This is a genomic window from Shewanella sp. 10N.286.45.A1, assembly GCF_041470405.1.
GTDB lineage: Bacteria > Pseudomonadota > Gammaproteobacteria > Enterobacterales > Shewanellaceae > Shewanella.
Window position 1 is genome coordinate 1 of record NZ_JBFRMK010000317.1, and the last position, 16,888, is coordinate 16,888.

Sequence of the window (16,888 nt, forward strand, 5' to 3'; positions counted from 1 at the left end):
AGAATAACTATTAGCTCAAGCTCCAATACTTGCCTACAGCGTTTTGCAGTGCAAGCATTCACTCACAGCTCGACAATACAAGATTTAGAACAACCTAATACAATACGTTAGCCAAATGTTGCAGGCTTAAACCCATCAGATGCACCTATAGCAAGACACAGGTAGTGAACGCACTGGCTAGCATGCCTATTAACCGTAAACACCAGCTATGACGATAAAACGAGCATGCCCAGCTACGTTTTAGCTAGGGCAATCTCACCACACAATCGGCGAAGTCGAGAGCTTGCTCGCTGTGACTCACCATCACTATCGTCATCTCAGGGCGTAACTGCTGTAATACTCGCAATATCTTTCTTTCATTATCTGCATCTAAAGCGTTCATGGCTTCATCTAATATCAGCAGTGAACGTTTGCGCAATAATGCTCTGGCCAAGACCAGTCGTTGGCGTTGCCCGCCAGATAACTGCCCACCACCCTCTCCAATTGCACTATCAAGTTGCCTAGGTAATTCCGCCACAAAATCGGCTTGGCATAAGTTTAATACACGCCAGATCTCGCTGTCAGTTGCACTCTCGCCAAACAGTAAATTATCTCTTACGCTACCGTTAAACAAGAATGACTCTTGCGATAAATAACTTATCTGCTGCCGCCAAGTACGGCGTTGCGCCAAGCGCAAAGGCTTACCATCTAACAAAAGGCTTCCACCACTTGGCACGAGAATACTGGCCAAAATGTCAATCACCGTTGTTTTTCCTTTTCCTGATGGCCCTGAAACTAAGGTGATCTGGTTTAGCGGGAATGTTACTGACAGTTTGTCGAGTGTAACGCTGCGCTGCGGGTAGCTAAAACTGACCGTGTCGAGAGTTAAACTACGCTTGGGGAAAACGACTTCTGCGTTAGCACCTTGCTCACTAGATTGTAAGTTGCTATCGATAGTAAGCTTAATATCGTTATAAGCTGGCAACATATGCAGTAACTGTTGAACATTGCTCTGCATTTCGTTAAACATCGGCATCATTCGGCTGAAAATCACGACAAACACGGCAAGTTCTGTGATACCGAACTGCCAAAAATGCAAACCTAAATAAACCAGTGTGCAAATAAGAAATGCACTGACAGATTGAACGCCTAAAACTCTCAGCGTAGTTGCTTTATGGTACGTCTGTTGATTATTTCTTAAATCGTACTGACTATCTTCAAACGTCTGTAATTGTTCAACTTCGTAAGCACCAGCTTTTACTGACTTCATGCCATTAAGAAAAAAAAGTACCCGTTGATATAATTGCTGGTTATTATTGGTTAAGCCCTTACCAAACTGAGTCGCCAGCGTAAAAACTCGACGAAAGATGAACAACAGCAATATCCCCACTACGCTTGTCAAAATTAGCGCCATAGGTGCCACTAATACCGATACCACAACATATGCACTAAACATGGTGATGACAATGGCCAACTTCAAAATATAAAAAGTCGTCATGCCGACTCTGTTTACACCGTTAGTTAATTGTTCGAGTTCTTGATGTTTTGCAGAGCTTAACCGGCTCGTCCAGTCGGCATAAAGAAATGACTTAAACAGCTGACTGCGCAATGCATCGGTGGTTTGCAGCCGAATTCGGTTCATCACCCTTTCACGGAAAAAAATCAACACCGCACGAGATAGTAGCAATAACAAAAACACCACTAACACCCACAATAGCGGTAGCGACTCAATCCCTTTGATATTTGCCAACCAAGAGGGGAGCGAGCCAGCTTGATCCGACATGACATTTATAATCGGTATTAACATTAAAATGCCAATACCTTCGGTAATACTACTCAGCAGTAGTAAGCCGAAAGCGATTAACAGTAACCGAGGCGCTTGCTTCCATAAATTAACCAAGTAACCATAAATCAAACGCAAATTAAGCCACATTTATACCAATCTCCCTTAATATTCATTTTCCATTAATAACTTATTCTATTAATATGTTTCGCCATCAAACTCAAATGGCCTCAGTATTCAGTGACGAAAACAAATACCTACAAACTTTACGGCTTATGCGTACAAACCAAGCTTTTGCTTCCGGCTGCCTTAACACATGAAAAAGCGAGTATAAAGATATCTTCAGCACCCGTTCCACTCTCTTTATCTAACGTTATTTCTAGCTATAGAAATCTTCAGTTTAATGGCGAGCAAGCGTTAATCAATCAGCCATTGTTCGGTTCACTGCTGATTGAAAAACAAAGAAAAATTAGTTACAACTTTTATCCTGACTTGACTGAATCTCACGCTATTACCGCTATTTTAGGCTCTGGACTGGGCACCTTGTTGCACCTCAATGGCCAAATCCCACTACACGGCCTAGCATTAGCGACAGCTAAAGGTGCGATAATACTCTTAGCTGATAGCGGAACAGGCAAAAGTACGCTGGCTACAGCGCTAATTCAAGCAAAACAGACTGTATATACTGACGACATTGTCGCCCTTCAGTACAACCACAATCATCAACTATGTGTAAACCCCGCGCATAAGCGTTTCAAGCTCAGCCCCACGAATTTGGTTGACATGGATCTGAACATCAGCACTTTATCGACCACCGCGCCAGGTGTTAACAAACTAGGTTGGGACATCCCCGATGACAGGTTTGCTATACAAGCTCAACCCATCATAAAATGTATCTTTATCTCTTCAGATCGTGCTCAAGACTCCAAAGCAAACATCATAAAGCTAAGCCGTTTTGACTCTTTTAAACAACTGCACCACTTCACCTATCGGCGACACCTTGTTAGGCTATTTAAACAACAAGAAACATTTTTCAAGCTCAACCGACAGCTACAACACCAATGTGACAGTTACCGTATGCTCTTGCCTGAATTATCAAAGTTTAATTCAACTAAGGAGTACGGAGAGGCGATATCAGAGCAACTCACCGGTTTATTAACTTGATTGCCGATATCGTGAACTTGCTTTGCTCAATAAAGGTAGTAATGGCTGCTGCCTAACAACTTGCATGACATTTATTCCCCAGTTAACGTTACCTTCCAACAGCAACACACCATCAATGGTTATCACAACATCCCAGCCTACGGTGTGTATATCCTTACATAACTGATGCGCTTTAATCACTTCTAACAGCACATCATCCCAATGGGGTAGCACTATCGGAGTAAAGCCATCAGAATCACGTGGGTTGCTAGAATCGCCATCAAATTGCACACTGCCGTCATCGATATTGATTACAAAAATATCCATACGCTTATTTGAATCATTATTTAGCTCAAGGTTTGCCATTACCACAATCGGTTCGTCCGCATCAAAACAAGTGACGACACGTAAAGTAATGACCTTGCTACTTTGTTGTAATACGTTCAGTTGAGGATGATTTTCTAAACACGGTTGAATGATGTAGTTACCTTTAGGTAACTGCGCCTTTAAAGCTTGTAATCCAGCCGTGCCAGAATAAACATCAGCTTGATACTCAAATTGCCAATTGTCAGTCTCATACAAACAGACACACCCCTTGCTACCCGACGCGCCTTCAGGCTTAATAAATACACGACGAGACAAATTTAACCAATCATTTATAGGCCATGGGGCATTTAGTTCGATAATATCAAGCGTCGCTACAGAACGACCACCAGCATTTTTTAAGGTATCTGCAAACACTCCTTTATTGAGCATAAATTGCTTAGATATTGCAGTAGGCTCGAACCTCTGATACACGGAATGAAAATATGGCAGTTGATAATCAAACACATACTGCCACCAACTTGAAGCTGGCTTTTGATAAAGCTGGAAATGGTAATACTCAAAGGCACTAATTCCCTGGCCTATGCCTGCTCGTAATATTCCAACCACTTGTTGGCTAATAGCAAGCTCTGCATTTTGGGAATGGATTTTCATCGCGCGAAACATAATTCGCCAATGCCAATAGATAAGCCATACAGACAATTGATATAAAAACACTAAAGCTAGGACGGGCTTTGCCCTAAAGCTTACAAACATTATTTTTCGATGAACAGCAATATCGCCATCTGCAAAAATAAAGCGCCAGCTATATCTAAATTGAGGCCGACGTCTTAAAAGCTGCGTTTTTAGCCGTTGTAGAAAGGAGAACATCACTTACACTCTGCTGTAGATTCAGTGTTACAGCCATAACACCCCACCACAGTATGCCCTTTAAAACCGTCACCACCGGAAACAAAATAGCTTCCGCTGCAAACCCATGCATGTGCCTTTAAGTCAGCGTCTTCACGGCGCAAACCAAAATAGATACGGTAAGGGACCCCACAAAGCGCAAGCCAAAACCTGGCGACTATGGCCTGCGCTAAACAGTTTGCATTCCATGGACAATAGCGAACTGTTGTCACAATCAGCCTTGATATTTTTTGCGCTTTCTTGATGGTATTCACACTGAGGGGTTGCATAGGTTGGTCCCAAGCTTCTTTATCCACTTTCCTTCCCAAAAAAGGCGCTAAACGAGCAAAAGCGAATACTAATACCATCGCTCTAGCGGCTCCAAGAAGTAACCAGGTTGGGATAAAACCAAGCTTAAAAAACAGACCTCGCCTCAAGAATGACGCGAACTTACGACGTAACACTATGAGTACTGACTTCATAGACTTTTTACTCGCTTGAATAACCGAAATACTTTTCTAACGGGGATTAATATTCGTGCAAGTCGACCATCAGTTATTGCAAATTGATTAATAAATGGTTTATCCAAATGATCGACGCCAAAAATATAGTGTTTTAATATCAATAGTTGGTTTTTATAGCAGCCCTCCAACAAAAATGGCATTACCACTACACTATAAAAACCACCACTATTTTGAGGAACAGAATGCCATGTTTTTATGATATGTTGTTCGTACGCTTTTTCTTTCCATGAAGGAACCGCGGTCACCGACAAAGCAAAACTAGTTTCTAATAGTCTTTCCATTAATGAAACTTGTTTGGATAAGCCATAGCGCTTAGCCAATGCCCACTTAGTCAGGTGCCAATCAGGGTTTTGACGACTAAGGGCTTCATGATAACTTGCAATATCTACTAGCCATTTAACACGGTGACAACTGGTTCTCATGGCGTGATAGCATAAATATAGGTATTCAATCACGCTTAATGAGTTAGTCTTTTTAAGCAACGTATCAGTAACGGTTTTAGTGAATTCCGTTTCAATGTTTCCTATCCGCAAATGTAATTCTATCAAAGGTAAGTTTTTGGCGTTATAAGATCTGTCTTTACTGCGTTCATTATGCAACTTTGATGCAATACATGAGTCAGAAAACTGTCCATACATGGCGCTGTAGCCAAATTCAAGCAAGATAGCTTCGGCTGCAATTACATCAGTCTCTGCGACTAATAGATCAATATCATTTGAAGAGCGAGCCACTAAATCACCATACAAACGCAGTGCTAAATCACTGCCCTTAAAGAATCGATAGCTGATGCCTAAACGATCAAACTTAGCCGCTATTTGGCTCTGAACTTTAAACTGTTGCAGTGTTTTACGTTTACATCGCTCATTTGCTTTATTAAGCCAATCATAAAACTCTGCAGAAAAGTAGTCCGTATCTAGTTTATTGATATTTCGAGCGACGACACTCCAAACCCGATGTTGATCAATTAATCCTTTTAATTTTGATTCACTAAATGAATAATCAGACAGCTTAGTGGCTAACAAATCCACTTTAATTTCAGGATGACATAAGCATAAAAAGCAACTGAAGGATTTTTGGCTAAACGCTTGCATATACTCATTAAAATGTAACCTAACTGTTGAAGGTTATGATAAATGATTAGCAACAAATTTCAAACCCACTAACCAACAAAATCAAAACAATTCATTTACATAGTGATGAGGCCTCTTCGTATAAAGTATAGCGATCGAATAAACTCCGATTACTGACTTTTAAGCAGTTCTGCAAATAACGCCTTAACTTTATCGACTTTAGGCTTCACCACTATTTGGCAGTATGGCTGCTCGCCGTTAAGTTCGAAATAGTCATTGTGGTAATCTTCTGCAGGATAAAAACCATCGAAAGCAGAGACTTCTGTAACAATAGGATCCGGCCAAACAACCGCTTTGGTCAGGGTGTTAATCATCCCATTTACAAGCTCTGCTTGTTTGTCGCTATGAATAAAGACAACAGAGCGGTACTGAGGCCCACTGTCATTACCTTGCCTGTTTAAAGTGGTCGGGTCATGACTTTGCCAAAATACTTCCAGTAGACTTTCATAACTAATGACATCAGGGTCGAATTCGATATGCACCACCTCAGCATGACTTGTCATGCCACTGCACACAGCTCGATAATTAGCATCTACTGCGCTGCCTCCAGCATAACCAGATACGACTGATTTTACCCCTTCTAAGGCACTGAAGACAGCCTCAGTACACCAGAAACAACCTCCGCCAAATGTTGCTAGTTCTTTCTTATTCTCTGCTGTCTCCAACTCATCTGTAGCCTTAAAAACCATCGATACCGAGTTAACACAGTGTCTTACGTTTTTAGGGGTAAGAAACTCGCCTTCAAATACATGTCCTAAGTGCCCATCGCACTCAGCACACACTATTTCTACACGACGGCCATCGGCGTCAATATTGCGTTTTACCGCTCCGCCAATTTCATCATCAAAGGCAGGCCAACCGCAATGAGCATTAAATTTGCTCTCAGAGCGGTATAAGGGAGCATCACATTTTTTACAACAATACACACCTCGTGCATCATGCTGATAAAACTCGCCGCTATAGGGTCTTTCAGTGCCCTTTTGTTCTATTACCTGTTTTTCAAAATCTGTTAGTTTGCGCATGAGAACTACTCTATCTATACCGAATGACTTGATCATATAGACCTTAGATAAAACAAATTACATTCATCTATTGTTAAATTAGTTTATATGCCCGATTAATCTTACCGAGCAGATAACATAAAGATGAACTATTTCGGTCAATAATGCTAAAAAATAATGTGATTACTATTCATCCGTTAAATAAATTAAAAGTATTTAGCAGTATAGTACTAGGGGCGTGTTGATTGCTAACACATTAATATATATCGCAATAACCATATATAACAAGTCACTTTTCACTGTGTAAAACAATAGTAAGTGTGATCTAGCTCACCGATGATTGCGTCGATATAACAGCGCCGCTAAACTTGCCTCGGGTTAACTAAAAATAAGAATAGAGAATATGCAACTAGAGACAATTGATTACAGAGCAGCAGACAGTGCTGAGAAATTTGTAAAATCGCTACGAGACACGGGATTTGGCGTGTTAAGCAACCACCCTATCGACAAACAACTGGTTGAAGATATCTACAGCGAGTGGCAAGCCTTCTTTAATACTGAAGAGAAAAGAGCTTTTCTATTTAAGCCAGAAACTCAGGATGGCTTCTTCCCTGCTGAAATATCAGAAACAGCCAAAGGTCACACGGTCAAGGATATTAAAGAGTACTATCATGTCTACCCATGGGGCCGTATTCCAGAACAGCTAAAAGCTAATATATTGAAATACTACGACAGTGCTAATAGCCTCGCAGCAGAACTGCTTGATTGGGTTGAGCAGCACTCACCACAAGAGGTAAAAGACAAGTTTTCGATGGCATTGCCAAAGATGATTGCAGACAGTCAGAAAACACTGTTACGTGTTCTGCATTACCCGCCAATGTCTGGCGACGAAGAAGTTGGTGCTATCCGCGCTGCAGCCCATGAAGATATTAACTTGCTTACGGTGCTACCCGCGGCAAATGAACCTGGCTTACAAGTACAGTTAAAAGATGACTCTTGGATAGATGTACCTAGCGACTTTGGTAATATCATCATCAACATAGGTGATATGTTACAAGAAGCCTCTGGCGGATACTTCCCATCAACCAGCCATCGAGTGATAAACCCTGAAGGCAGCGATATGACAAAAGCGCGCGTCTCTTTACCGCTGTTTTTACATCCTAAACCTGAAGTTAAACTATCGGAAAACTACACTGCCGATAGTTATTTGATGGAACGTCTGCGTGAATTAGGTGTTATTTAACGCTTAAACGGCTAATAAAGCGCTTTCGGGCGCTTTTTATTTGTTAAAATTAACTGCAACAAGGTAAAATCCCCTCCATATCGTTATTCGAACAAAGAGCAAGCAGATGGCAATTCAGTGGTATCCCGGGCACATGCATAAGGCACAAAAAGAGATCGCAGAGGTTATGCCTCAAGTCGATCTCGTCATTGAGGTGCTAGATGCTCGTATTCCATACAGCAGCGAAAATCCCATGGTGTCCTCACTACGTGGTGATAAACCATGTATTAAACTACTGAATAAATCTGACTTAGCGGATCCTGTTGTCACCCAACAATGGATTGAATACCTTGAGCAAGAGCAAGGGGTAAAAGCCATGGCTATCACCACCTTGCAAGCAGCACAGGTAAAAAAGATCCCTGATCTTTGTCGCAAGTTTGTCCCTAGCCGCGACAAAATTGAAAAAGATATCCGCACCATGATTATGGGGATCCCCAACGTAGGAAAATCAACCATCATCAATACCTTAGCGGGTCGTACTATTGCAAAAACAGGTAATGAGCCAGCGGTTACAAAGGTCCAGCAACGGATTAACTTGCGTAATGGTATCGTGCTATCAGATACCCCTGGTATTTTATGGCCAAAGGTCGACAACGATAAAAGCAGTTACCGCCTAGCGGTTACAGGTGCAATTAAAGACACCGCAATGGATTATGAAGATGTGGCTATGTTTGCCGCTGAATACTTCTTAGCGGCATACCCAGAAGCGATTAAAGAACGTTATAAATTAAAAGAGTTGCCCGATACCGATATCGAGCTACTTGAAGCCATTGGTCGTCAACGCGGCGCTATGCGTCCTGGTGGACGTATCGATCTGCACAAAGCATCAGAGTTAGTATTACATGAGTTTCGCTCAGGAAAAATGGGCTTACTTTCACTTGAAACCCCTGCGATGGCAGAAGTTGAGAAAGTCGAAGTCGCTAAAATCATGGCTGAGAAAGAAGCTAAAAAGAAGGCTCGTAAAGAGAATGAAGCGCTTAAGCGTGCAGGTAAACGCCACAAGTAATCGATTTCCCAGTATTAATAAAAAAGCGCTGAATTCAGCGCTTTTTTATTAGCCATTATTTTGCACCGCAGTACCTACCACAACCCTTCCCTTTTCAAAGATAAGCATTATGGGCTTGCTTTGTATGTCGTTAAAACTTGCACAATGTTTACCAAGCTATTGGTCTATATCAATTTGTATAGCTTGAATGTGGTGTAGATTGCTGCAATCTTTCTGAGTCCATCATATAAAGGATTATTATGATTATGCGCTTTATCACTTTGTCTATACTGACAGTTTTCTTAAGCCTTCCAGCACAAGCCCATGAGCTTCATTCTACTGGCGGTTTTATCTCTGGGTTTAATCATCCAGTTCTCGGATTTGATCACATGTTAGCGATGATATGTGTTGGGATCCTGAGTACTAAACTTGGTGGCAGAGCTATCTGGACCGTACCTACAGTATTTGTTCTATTCATGCTTTTTGGCGGGATAGTAGGGCTGCTTGCCCTTCCTATACCATTTGTCGAGTTTGGAATTGCTGCTTCTGTTTTACTCTTAGGCCTCGCCTTAGCGATCGATAGGAAGTTACCTCAGTGGTTAGTCATGGCCTTTGTCGCTACTTTCGCCATATTTCATGGCCATGCACACGGCGTAGAAATGCCGCAACTTGCAGAGCCCGCTCTCTATGTTCTTGGGTTTATCTGTGGTACATCAGCAATACATATTGTGGGTGTGATACTGGGGATTGCGATGCAAGATAAGGACCCTCGAAACCGTTTAGTTCGTTCATCAGGCGGCGTGATAGCACTTGTTGGTGGATACCTTCTGCTCAGTGTTTAAAGCGTCATTGAGTCAATGACCTGCGAACTAAAACAGGTTATTTCACTTATGACGATGTTGATCCTCTTTGGTGTGTTGATGCTCCGCGTTCTCATCAACACTGTCAGGCGTTAACAACACACCGTCATATATGTCACTCAAGCTAATGGTTTTTGGGGCGGTTGGTTCAGATTCATTAGCAGCGGTAACCAATGCATCGTGATGATGAATGTGCGGTACTGACCAGTCAACATGGTTGCCACATGACCAAGCAGAGCAACTAATAAAAAGTGTGCCTACTAGGCAGATTATCTGTTTCATAAATTAAATCTTATACCAATCAGTAAGAGAGCTTGATCAACTCAGAGTATTTTTTACTATCCAATTCATAGCGAATAAATTACAAAATGGGGATCCCTTATCAGCTCATTCAACGCTGAAGTAGGCAGTCAAAACTCTCATTGAGCGATTAAATCTTTAAACAACTTGCTACGATAAGCATGCCACTTGTAAAAAGTGGCATGCTTGACTCATAGATCAACGTACAGTAATTTTTGGATTTTCTGCTGGCTTATCAAACAAGCCAAAGAACTCAGGTACCGCTTTAGCATCACCCTCTAACTTGATATAACCTTCTTTTACGGCATTAGTGAAATCAACTTTTCCAACCAACAAACCAAGAAATACTGGCTTGGTCAGTTTCACAGTCGCTTTGGCTGCATTGTCATAGTTTTTATGGAACTGCGCCACACTGCGTCTAACTTCAATTGCATGGGTTTCGTCAGTATCAGTAAACTCAAACGCTACGGTAAAATGCTGGTCCTGACTACGTTCGGCATTTAAGCCGAAACGAAGTGCATTAACCAATTGAGCGGGTTCAAACTCAGCCATCAAATCTGGCGCTTGAAGGTTAATCTTCTTTGAATAATCAATGGTACCGTCAAGTTCTTGTGCAGAAGTCAGGTACCAGTTACGCCAGTTGTTGTTCGTTTCGCGGTAACCTAACTCACGTAGCGCCTTGGCTTTAAGTAATCTAGGCTCCATGTCATTGAGATCAACACGTATTGCGTGGGTAGCAAGCTCTGCACACCACTGAAAATCGTCATTGTTGCAGGCATCCATAGCAAACTTCATCATTTGCTCTTTACCACCAACCATAGCAATATAGCGCTCAGAAGCCGCGACTGAGTATGTCGGATTCAGCGTTGTTGGGTCACCGTCAAACCAGCCCATCTCACCAACAAAAATTTGCTTCGCAGCATGACGTATAGAGCCGTAAAAATCTCCCAACCAAGGATGATTTTCAAGATGCTTTGGTAACTTTATCTCTCGAATTAGGTCTTCTTGAGTTGAACCATTGTTGATGGCTTTGATTGACTGATCATAGGTAAACTGAATCGCATCACGGTATGCGGTTAGCGTATCATCGACATATGCTCCACCAACAACTGGACGCCCATGTGAGAGCATCATGGCTTCAGCTTTATATTCACGTAGCGTATCAACACCAGGGAACCAAATACTTGGATCACGGTATTTAGTACCACGAATTGTATGCAAGTTAGGGAAACTCTCACCCTGAATGACTTCAGAACCAAATAACAAGTCAAACTCTGGGAAATAGGCGGTGATCTCATCAGAAGCTTCTGAAGGCACATGCTTGAATTCAATCTTAACGCCAGCGATCTCAGTTTGCAGTATTCCGTTCGTCCCTTTAACTAAAACATTAGGAGCAATTAGACTGTGTTCTCGTATTTCAAAATCGGGCCCGAGGCCACCATTAATTCGGCCAGCTTCTTCTACATTGAGTAAGGTACCTAGCGAGTAATCGACTCGGAAACCTAGCGCAGGTCCAGTGCCACCCATTGAGCCTTTTACAACATTAGCCATAAAGGTTTCATGAGCAATAATCTTCGCATTTTCAGCGCCTTCAATGCCACGAACACCAGCATAATGATCTGGATGCCAATGTGAATACATCACTGCCGCGACAGGTTTGTTGTTACCGGTAACTTTGCGGAAGTCCTCCATGACAGATTTCATTTTGTCCACTGATTCTACCGGATCAAAAATGAGTAACCCCTCATCGCCGTCAACTATCATCGGTGACGTTAAACCATAACCGTAAACTTGGAAGAACTTGTCTTTATAAGCAAAGACGCCTTTTTCCATTTTTTTAGAATGTGCAGTTAATTGCGGATGAACCTTGTTTGACTTGGCGTCAAAAGCGTCGTTGCCACCCGTAGCGGTCCACAGCATGTCTTTATCTGAGCCATGCCAAAAATGAGTCGCTCCAGAACCTTCGCCAAGATAGTAGTCATGGGATAATGTAGGAATGGTCACTTCGACATTATCAAATCGATTGGCTTCATTATCATGCGCTATCGCAAGCCCAGATAAAGACATAGCCCCAGCTATAGATAGAGTAAGGAGAGTTTTATTCATCATAACCACGCTTAGTATGTTTAATTAACGACTTTAAGTTGGCAATAGAATAATTAAAAAGCTTATAAGATGGCTGATACTTGATATAAGATATCTAATATCAAGAGCTAAATATGATAAACGGCATAAGTAAATGAAACACTCAGATTACAGTCTAATTCCAACTTTTGTTGCTATTTTCGAAGAAAAGAACTTCACTAAAGCGGCTAAGCGGCTGGGGATCACCCAGTCTGCGGTCAGTCAGAGTGTTAGCCGATTAAGAGATATTTTTGAAGATTCCCTATTTATTCGTGGCAGCCATGGCATCACCCCAACTCCTTTTGCAATAGATGTATATCCGACGCTGGCAAACTCAGTAGAGAGCATTGCCCACATGCTACCCGAGCATAAAAACTTCATCGCTGCGGAATGTGAGCGGCGGTTTGGGATCAGTGCATTAAGTGTATTTGGTTTTACACTATTACCGGAGCTTAGTACCTTGATGAGTATAGAAGCCCCGCTCGCCAGCGTAAAAGTTGAGCCATTACTCGGGCGAGATATGACCAACGAACTTAGAGCACAACAATGTGATTTGGTGATTGAAGTCGTCGCAAACCAACATTCAAACCTACGTTCGAAAGTGATCATGCAAGACTCCTTGCAACTACTGTGTCGATCAGATCACCCTCGACTCACCGGCAGCAGCATATCCGTCGAGCAATTCTTAAATGAAAAACACGTTACTCACTCCAAGTTTGATAAAGATGATGGCTACCTTATTGGACGAGGCTTGCAGAGTGAAGGTTTATTAGGCCAACGAAACGTCGCTTGGCAAGCGAGTAGCATTATGGAAATGTTACCAGTAATCATGCGCACCGATTATATAGGGCTATTCCCCAAAACAGCAGTTCAGCAATACATTCAAATCCATAATTTAAAAGAGCTTAACACTCCGTTTCTAACAGAATCGCTTGAAGTTGCGATGTTTTGGCATTCATCACGCACCAACGACCCCAGCCATAGATGGCTTAGAGGTTTATGCTTAAAAGCCGCTAAAAATTACAATTGTCTTTAAAGCATAATGGTCAATCGAAGATAGACCATCATAAAGCAATGAAATATATATTTCCCAAAAACTAAGGCGCTGTTAGTAGATCAGGTTTAGCTGATTTTCCCCCACCTATTCTTACGCCTTGGTAGACATACCAAGCACGAAAGGCCGACATACCATCTTGCAAACAGACCTCTCTTAAAATTTCATCGGCACGCTGTCTCGCTGATTGCGGCAGTATCTCCTCACGCATTAACTGATATAGCGCATCATGAATGAGTGAACCTTGCATAAAATTCTTACTGTCAATTGCAGGGCTACTAGGGCCATCCCAAGCATAGCCGGGCTTTATGGTGAGTAGACCGCTCTCATCTATCTCAATAAAACGGTTTGCTACCGGGTCATCAACTGATAATCCCGTGGCATAGGTCAGTACTGAGTGCAGGTTATATTTGTACTTTCTTCGCCGTTTATAGTTAATCAATTTATCTCCTAACACACCGGTAAGCCAAAAAAGAATTGCGTTATCCTACAGTTATACCCAACGTAATTGGAATTATTCTGCTTCCATATTGAAATAACATCAACAAACGTTGACCCTTCCCCTATATGGGATCACGCACGCGCAGGAAGCTAGCGAACCTTGGTGTCCCTTTCTGGGTTTTACCAAAGTATTTATAAGTGATCACACTGCCTACTTGAGGAGGGTTACGTCGTTCACTATCAGTAAAACCAGTGCCTATACGAAACTGAACGCCTTGCTCATTTTCCACCAGCAGCGCCCCCATCATGCCAGTGTATTTACCTTTACCCTGTTTATGGGCAAGTACTGTTGCTTCAGCATCATAGAAGGGTTTTAACTTAACGATATCGTGACTGCGGCCAACTCGGTAAAACGCACCTTTTCTGTGTAACATCAACCCTTCACCATTGTTTTCAACAATAGCGGCTAGTTGATTATCTAACGCTGATTTATCTGTAACTGAAAACTGTGGGATCACCTCAATGTAGCAACTGATATTAGCTAATTCAGTTAACGCTTTCTTATACCGGGTGGCAAAGGGGCTACTTTCTCCAGGTAGATCAAATACCATAAATCGAACCTGTTGCCATTGGGCATCGCTAGCATGGTGTTTTCGAACAATTGCTGAAACCTGCTCAAACTTGTTGCGCCCTATCCATAGTTCGCCATCAATAGGATAAGCAGGGAAGCCTTTAGTAAACCACTGGGGCAGGTTAATCCTCCGCCCCGAACGAGATAACATTATGCTGCCATTCCAATAGCCTCTTACGCCATCGAGTTTTTCACTGACTAAATAGTCTTCTATCTGCATCGAGCTATCAGCTTGGAATTCGGTAGCAAGCTGCAAGGAGGGCTTTGATATTTCGCTAGCGTTTAATTCAACGGATATAGAAACAAAGCTAATGAACAGTAAAAACAGCCAATTCAAAAACTGTAAATGCTCCCTATTTGAACTTAGCTTATTAACCTTTGTCATATATGGCTCCATGGTGACGATAAATAGTAAAAGACTATTGCTCGTTTTGAAGCCTAGTTCTGAGCTTGAGGTTCGCCATCAGCTAAATGACTGACTTATTGAAATAATACGCTTAGTCAACTTTCATTGAGCCATTAAGTAGCGAAAGCGTGACATGTAACAAGATTGTTGTTGAACTTGACTTTAATTGACTACATATTTAGTTATATTACGATTATACTAGCCCGCTATTTTGGGCACCAACCACTGTAAAACAATAATCAATTATAAGATGGGGATATATGAAACCTGCTAATAACCACGGTATTAAGCGCGTCATTAGAGCGACTGGGTTTTCAATGCAAGGACTAAAACTTGCTTGGAAACATGAAGCAGCATTTAGACAAGAGTTAATTCTTGCTGCAATCATGTTACCTGTTGCCTTACTCGTAGATGTCACTACGGTTGAGCGTATTCTGTTAATCTTGGGGCTTTTTGTTGTCCTTATTGTCGAGTTACTAAATTCTGCTATTGAAGCTGTTGTCGATAGGATTAGCGATGAAATCCATCCTCTGAGCGGCCAAGCTAAAGATATTGCATCCGCAGCGGTATTTATGAGCCTATTCTTTTGCGGCTTAACTTGGTTACTTATCCTGTTACCGAAATTTATTTAATCTAAGTGTATTTAATCTAAGTAGCGCACAAACATCCTATTACCGCCTCATCTGAACTTGTCGCTCTGATCCATCGATGACGACAAGTTCCGATGCTCAGTGAATATACTCATGTACGCATATTCACTGCACTTCAAACATTTAGAATAATAACTCGCTTTACTGTCCTTTTGGAGCTAGCACAACTCCCTTATCTATACCGCTGGATCAACTACAAATCCCTTCAAAAGCAGCGAAAAATACAGTTTGTATGCATTAGATCAAACAATTCAGACATTTTTTGAAACATATCGTTCACATTTCCACATATACTGTTATGCTGTTTTCGATGTCCATAGACTGTTGACACGATTCAACAGCTACAAAATAAAAATTATAAGAGATTGCGGAGTTACTTTTAATGTTTAAAAGTTCCACATTTATCACTGCCACGTTATTGGCCCTGATGACTAGCTATAGCGCCTATGCCGCGAATGATACTATCATTCGTGTCGGTGGCTTTTACGCTAATACAGATTCAACTATAGATGTAAACGACCCTCTACTTGGTAATGATTTCTCATTAGACTTTGAGCAAGATTTAAAGCTTGAAGACTCTCAGTTTTTACCTTTCTTTGAATTTATTCACCGTTTTAACGATAGACATAATATTTATATCGATTGGAAACAACTACACCGCAGCGCCCTTAATCAATCGGTTGAAAAGCCATTCCAATTTACTTGGGACGATACAACCTATGATGTAAAAGCTGGGATTGCACTCGACACCACATTAAACATCGACATTGCCCGCATTGGTTATGGCTATGATATTTTTCAAGGTGATCATTATGAGGTCGGTCTGTCAGTAGGCCTGCATGCCATGTTTATCAAAACAGCCTTCAAAGGCGATATAGGTATTTGTGAAGTCGAAATTGAAACCCGCTGTCCAGACACCATTACCATTCCTAAAGTTGTTGATGAGAAGTTAACTGCCCCCTTACCCGATATAGGGGTATATGGCAGTTATGAGCTTTATCCAGGCTTTATGTTTAGCGGCCATGCACAATACTTTTATATCAAACTAGATGATTTAAAAGGTGGTTTAGTTGATATTCGATTAGGTGTTCAGGCCGCAATTACTGAAAACTGGCATATGACAGCTGCATTTAATTACTATGAAGTTGATGTTGAATACACCACCAACATAAAAGATACTGATATAAAGCTTGCTGATTACAATATGTACTACAGCTTTACAGGCCCGATGCTATCGGTAAGTTACCAATTCTAGGTGTTGGAAGTGTAGAATTAGGTTTAATTTAAAACTCATTACTTAGTTAAATAACTAAACTGAAGTACTTCATCAACGTTTCGAATTGAATAAAAAAAGACACCTAAGGGTGTAATGCCGGTCAGTTA

16 protein-coding genes are annotated in these 16,888 nt (G+C 41.6%); 7 read left to right on the top strand and 9 right to left on the bottom strand.

What is annotated here, in order from left to right:
* Positions 1-244 precede the first annotated feature (244 nt).
* A complete protein-coding gene (locus tag AB4238_RS20180) occupies positions 245-1,912 on the bottom strand; it encodes an ATP-binding cassette domain-containing protein (protein WP_372035174.1) in 1,668 nt (555 codons plus the stop codon).
* A 90-nt stretch (positions 1,913-2,002) separates the two neighbouring features.
* On the opposite strand from AB4238_RS20180, the gene AB4238_RS20185 reads away from it, so the two are divergent.
* Positions 2,003-2,926, top strand: a complete 924-nt coding sequence (locus tag AB4238_RS20185) for a hypothetical protein (RefSeq protein ID WP_372035175.1) — start codon at positions 2,003-2,005, stop codon at positions 2,924-2,926.
* Here the strand turns inward: AB4238_RS20185 and AB4238_RS20190 are convergent.
* The 4 genes from AB4238_RS20190 to AB4238_RS20205 all read right to left on the bottom strand — a co-directional run bounded on the left by AB4238_RS20190 (position 2,918) and on the right by AB4238_RS20205 (position 6,793).
* Complete coding sequence (locus AB4238_RS20190; RefSeq protein WP_372035177.1) at positions 2,918-3,883, bottom strand: sugar-transfer associated ATP-grasp domain-containing protein; 966 nt, start codon at positions 3,881-3,883, stop codon at positions 2,918-2,920. The two genes, AB4238_RS20185 and AB4238_RS20190, sit on opposite strands and share 9 nt — an antisense overlap.
* Positions 3,884-4,098: 215 nt before the next feature.
* Positions 4,099-4,599: a lasso peptide biosynthesis B2 protein gene (locus AB4238_RS20195; RefSeq protein ID WP_372035179.1), complete on the bottom strand. Its 501-nt coding sequence runs from the start codon at positions 4,597-4,599 to the stop codon at positions 4,099-4,101.
* Positions 4,596-5,669: a nucleotidyltransferase family protein gene (locus AB4238_RS20200; RefSeq protein ID WP_372035181.1), complete on the bottom strand. Its 1,074-nt coding sequence runs from the start codon at positions 5,667-5,669 to the stop codon at positions 4,596-4,598. Before AB4238_RS20200 ends, AB4238_RS20195 begins: the two co-directional genes overlap by 4 nt.
* Positions 5,670-5,881: 212 nt before the next feature.
* Positions 5,882-6,793 carry a bifunctional methionine sulfoxide reductase B/A protein gene (locus AB4238_RS20205; RefSeq protein ID WP_372035182.1) on the bottom strand — a complete coding sequence of 304 codons (912 nt, stop codon included), beginning with the start codon at positions 6,791-6,793 and terminating at the stop codon, positions 5,882-5,884.
* 382 nt (positions 6,794-7,175) lie between these two features.
* Between AB4238_RS20205 and AB4238_RS20210 the strand changes: the two genes are divergently transcribed.
* The 3 genes from AB4238_RS20210 (at position 7,176) to AB4238_RS20220 (ending at position 9,881) form a co-directional block, all read left to right on the top strand.
* Entirely contained in the window at positions 7,176-8,015 is an 840-nt protein-coding gene (locus AB4238_RS20210; protein ID WP_372035184.1) for an isopenicillin N synthase family dioxygenase, read from the top strand.
* Positions 8,016-8,121: 106 nt separating this feature from the next.
* Positions 8,122-9,060 carry a ribosome biogenesis GTPase YlqF gene (gene ylqF / locus AB4238_RS20215; RefSeq protein ID WP_372035185.1) on the top strand — a complete coding sequence of 313 codons (939 nt, stop codon included), beginning with the start codon at positions 8,122-8,124 and terminating at the stop codon, positions 9,058-9,060.
* A 242-nt stretch (positions 9,061-9,302) separates the two neighbouring features.
* Entirely contained in the window at positions 9,303-9,881 is a 579-nt protein-coding gene (locus tag AB4238_RS20220; protein WP_372035197.1) for a HupE/UreJ family protein, read from the top strand.
* Positions 9,882-9,923: 42 nt separating this feature from the next.
* Here the strand turns inward: AB4238_RS20220 and AB4238_RS20225 are convergent, their stop codons facing one another.
* Both AB4238_RS20225 and AB4238_RS20230 read right to left on the bottom strand, forming a co-directional pair.
* Positions 9,924-10,181: a hypothetical protein gene (locus AB4238_RS20225; protein WP_372035186.1), complete on the bottom strand. Its 258-nt coding sequence runs from the start codon at positions 10,179-10,181 to the stop codon at positions 9,924-9,926.
* A 216-nt stretch (positions 10,182-10,397) separates the two neighbouring features.
* Positions 10,398-12,308, bottom strand: a complete 1,911-nt coding sequence (locus tag AB4238_RS20230) for an alkyl/aryl-sulfatase (protein ID WP_372035188.1) — start codon at positions 12,306-12,308, stop codon at positions 10,398-10,400.
* Positions 12,309-12,438: 130 nt separating this feature from the next.
* Here AB4238_RS20230 and AB4238_RS20235 point away from each other — a divergent pair, with 130 nt between their 5' ends.
* On the top strand, positions 12,439-13,359 hold the full coding sequence (locus tag AB4238_RS20235; protein ID WP_372035190.1) for a LysR family transcriptional regulator: 921 nt from the start codon (positions 12,439-12,441) through the stop codon (positions 13,357-13,359).
* Between the two features lie 61 nt (positions 13,360-13,420).
* On the opposite strand, the gene AB4238_RS20240 is transcribed toward AB4238_RS20235, so the two are convergent.
* Complete coding sequence (locus AB4238_RS20240) at positions 13,421-13,819, bottom strand: DUF1353 domain-containing protein (RefSeq protein ID WP_372035192.1); 399 nt, start codon at positions 13,817-13,819, stop codon at positions 13,421-13,423.
* A 121-nt stretch (positions 13,820-13,940) separates the two neighbouring features.
* Complete coding sequence (locus tag AB4238_RS20245) at positions 13,941-14,834, bottom strand: DNA ligase (protein ID WP_372035194.1); 894 nt, start codon at positions 14,832-14,834, stop codon at positions 13,941-13,943.
* Positions 14,835-15,115: 281 nt separating this feature from the next.
* Between AB4238_RS20245 and AB4238_RS20250 the strand changes: the two genes are divergently transcribed.
* Positions 15,116-15,487: a diacylglycerol kinase gene (locus AB4238_RS20250; protein WP_371992166.1), complete on the top strand. Its 372-nt coding sequence runs from the start codon at positions 15,116-15,118 to the stop codon at positions 15,485-15,487.
* A 445-nt stretch (positions 15,488-15,932) separates the two neighbouring features.
* Positions 15,933-16,760 carry a hypothetical protein gene (locus AB4238_RS20255; RefSeq protein ID WP_372035199.1) on the top strand — a complete coding sequence of 276 codons (828 nt, stop codon included), beginning with the start codon at positions 15,933-15,935 and terminating at the stop codon, positions 16,758-16,760.
* Positions 16,761-16,888: the final 128 nt, after the last annotated feature.

What these genes read in the sequence shown, in the direction of transcription:
- AB4238_RS20235 (WP_372035190.1), top strand. Translation starts at nt 12,439, where the DNA reads ATGAAACACTCAGATTACAGTCTAATTCCAACTTTTGTTGCTATTTTC.
- AB4238_RS20250 (WP_371992166.1), top strand. Translation starts at nt 15,116, where the DNA reads ATGAAACCTGCTAATAACCACGGTATTAAGCGCGTCATTAGAGCGACT.
- AB4238_RS20195 (WP_372035179.1), bottom strand. Translation starts at nt 4,599, where the DNA reads ATGAAGTCAGTACTCATAGTGTTACGTCGTAAGTTCGCGTCATTCTTG.
- AB4238_RS20190 (WP_372035177.1), bottom strand. Translation starts at nt 3,883, where the DNA reads ATGAAAATCCATTCCCAAAATGCAGAGCTTGCTATTAGCCAACAAGTG.
- AB4238_RS20255 (WP_372035199.1), top strand. Translation starts at nt 15,933, where the DNA reads ATGACTAGCTATAGCGCCTATGCCGCGAATGATACTATCATTCGTGTC.
- AB4238_RS20210 (WP_372035184.1), top strand. Translation starts at nt 7,176, where the DNA reads ATGCAACTAGAGACAATTGATTACAGAGCAGCAGACAGTGCTGAGAAA.
- AB4238_RS20230 (WP_372035188.1), bottom strand. Translation starts at nt 12,308, where the DNA reads ATGATGAATAAAACTCTCCTTACTCTATCTATAGCTGGGGCTATGTCT.
- AB4238_RS20205 (WP_372035182.1), bottom strand. Translation starts at nt 6,793, where the DNA reads ATGCGCAAACTAACAGATTTTGAAAAACAGGTAATAGAACAAAAGGGC.
- AB4238_RS20245 (WP_372035194.1), bottom strand. Translation starts at nt 14,834, where the DNA reads ATGACAAAGGTTAATAAGCTAAGTTCAAATAGGGAGCATTTACAGTTT.
- AB4238_RS20180 (WP_372035174.1), bottom strand. Translation starts at nt 1,912, where the DNA reads ATGTGGCTTAATTTGCGTTTGATTTATGGTTACTTGGTTAATTTATGG.
- AB4238_RS20225 (WP_372035186.1), bottom strand. Translation starts at nt 10,181, where the DNA reads ATGAAACAGATAATCTGCCTAGTAGGCACACTTTTTATTAGTTGCTCT.
- ylqF (WP_372035185.1), top strand. Translation starts at nt 8,122, where the DNA reads ATGGCAATTCAGTGGTATCCCGGGCACATGCATAAGGCACAAAAAGAG.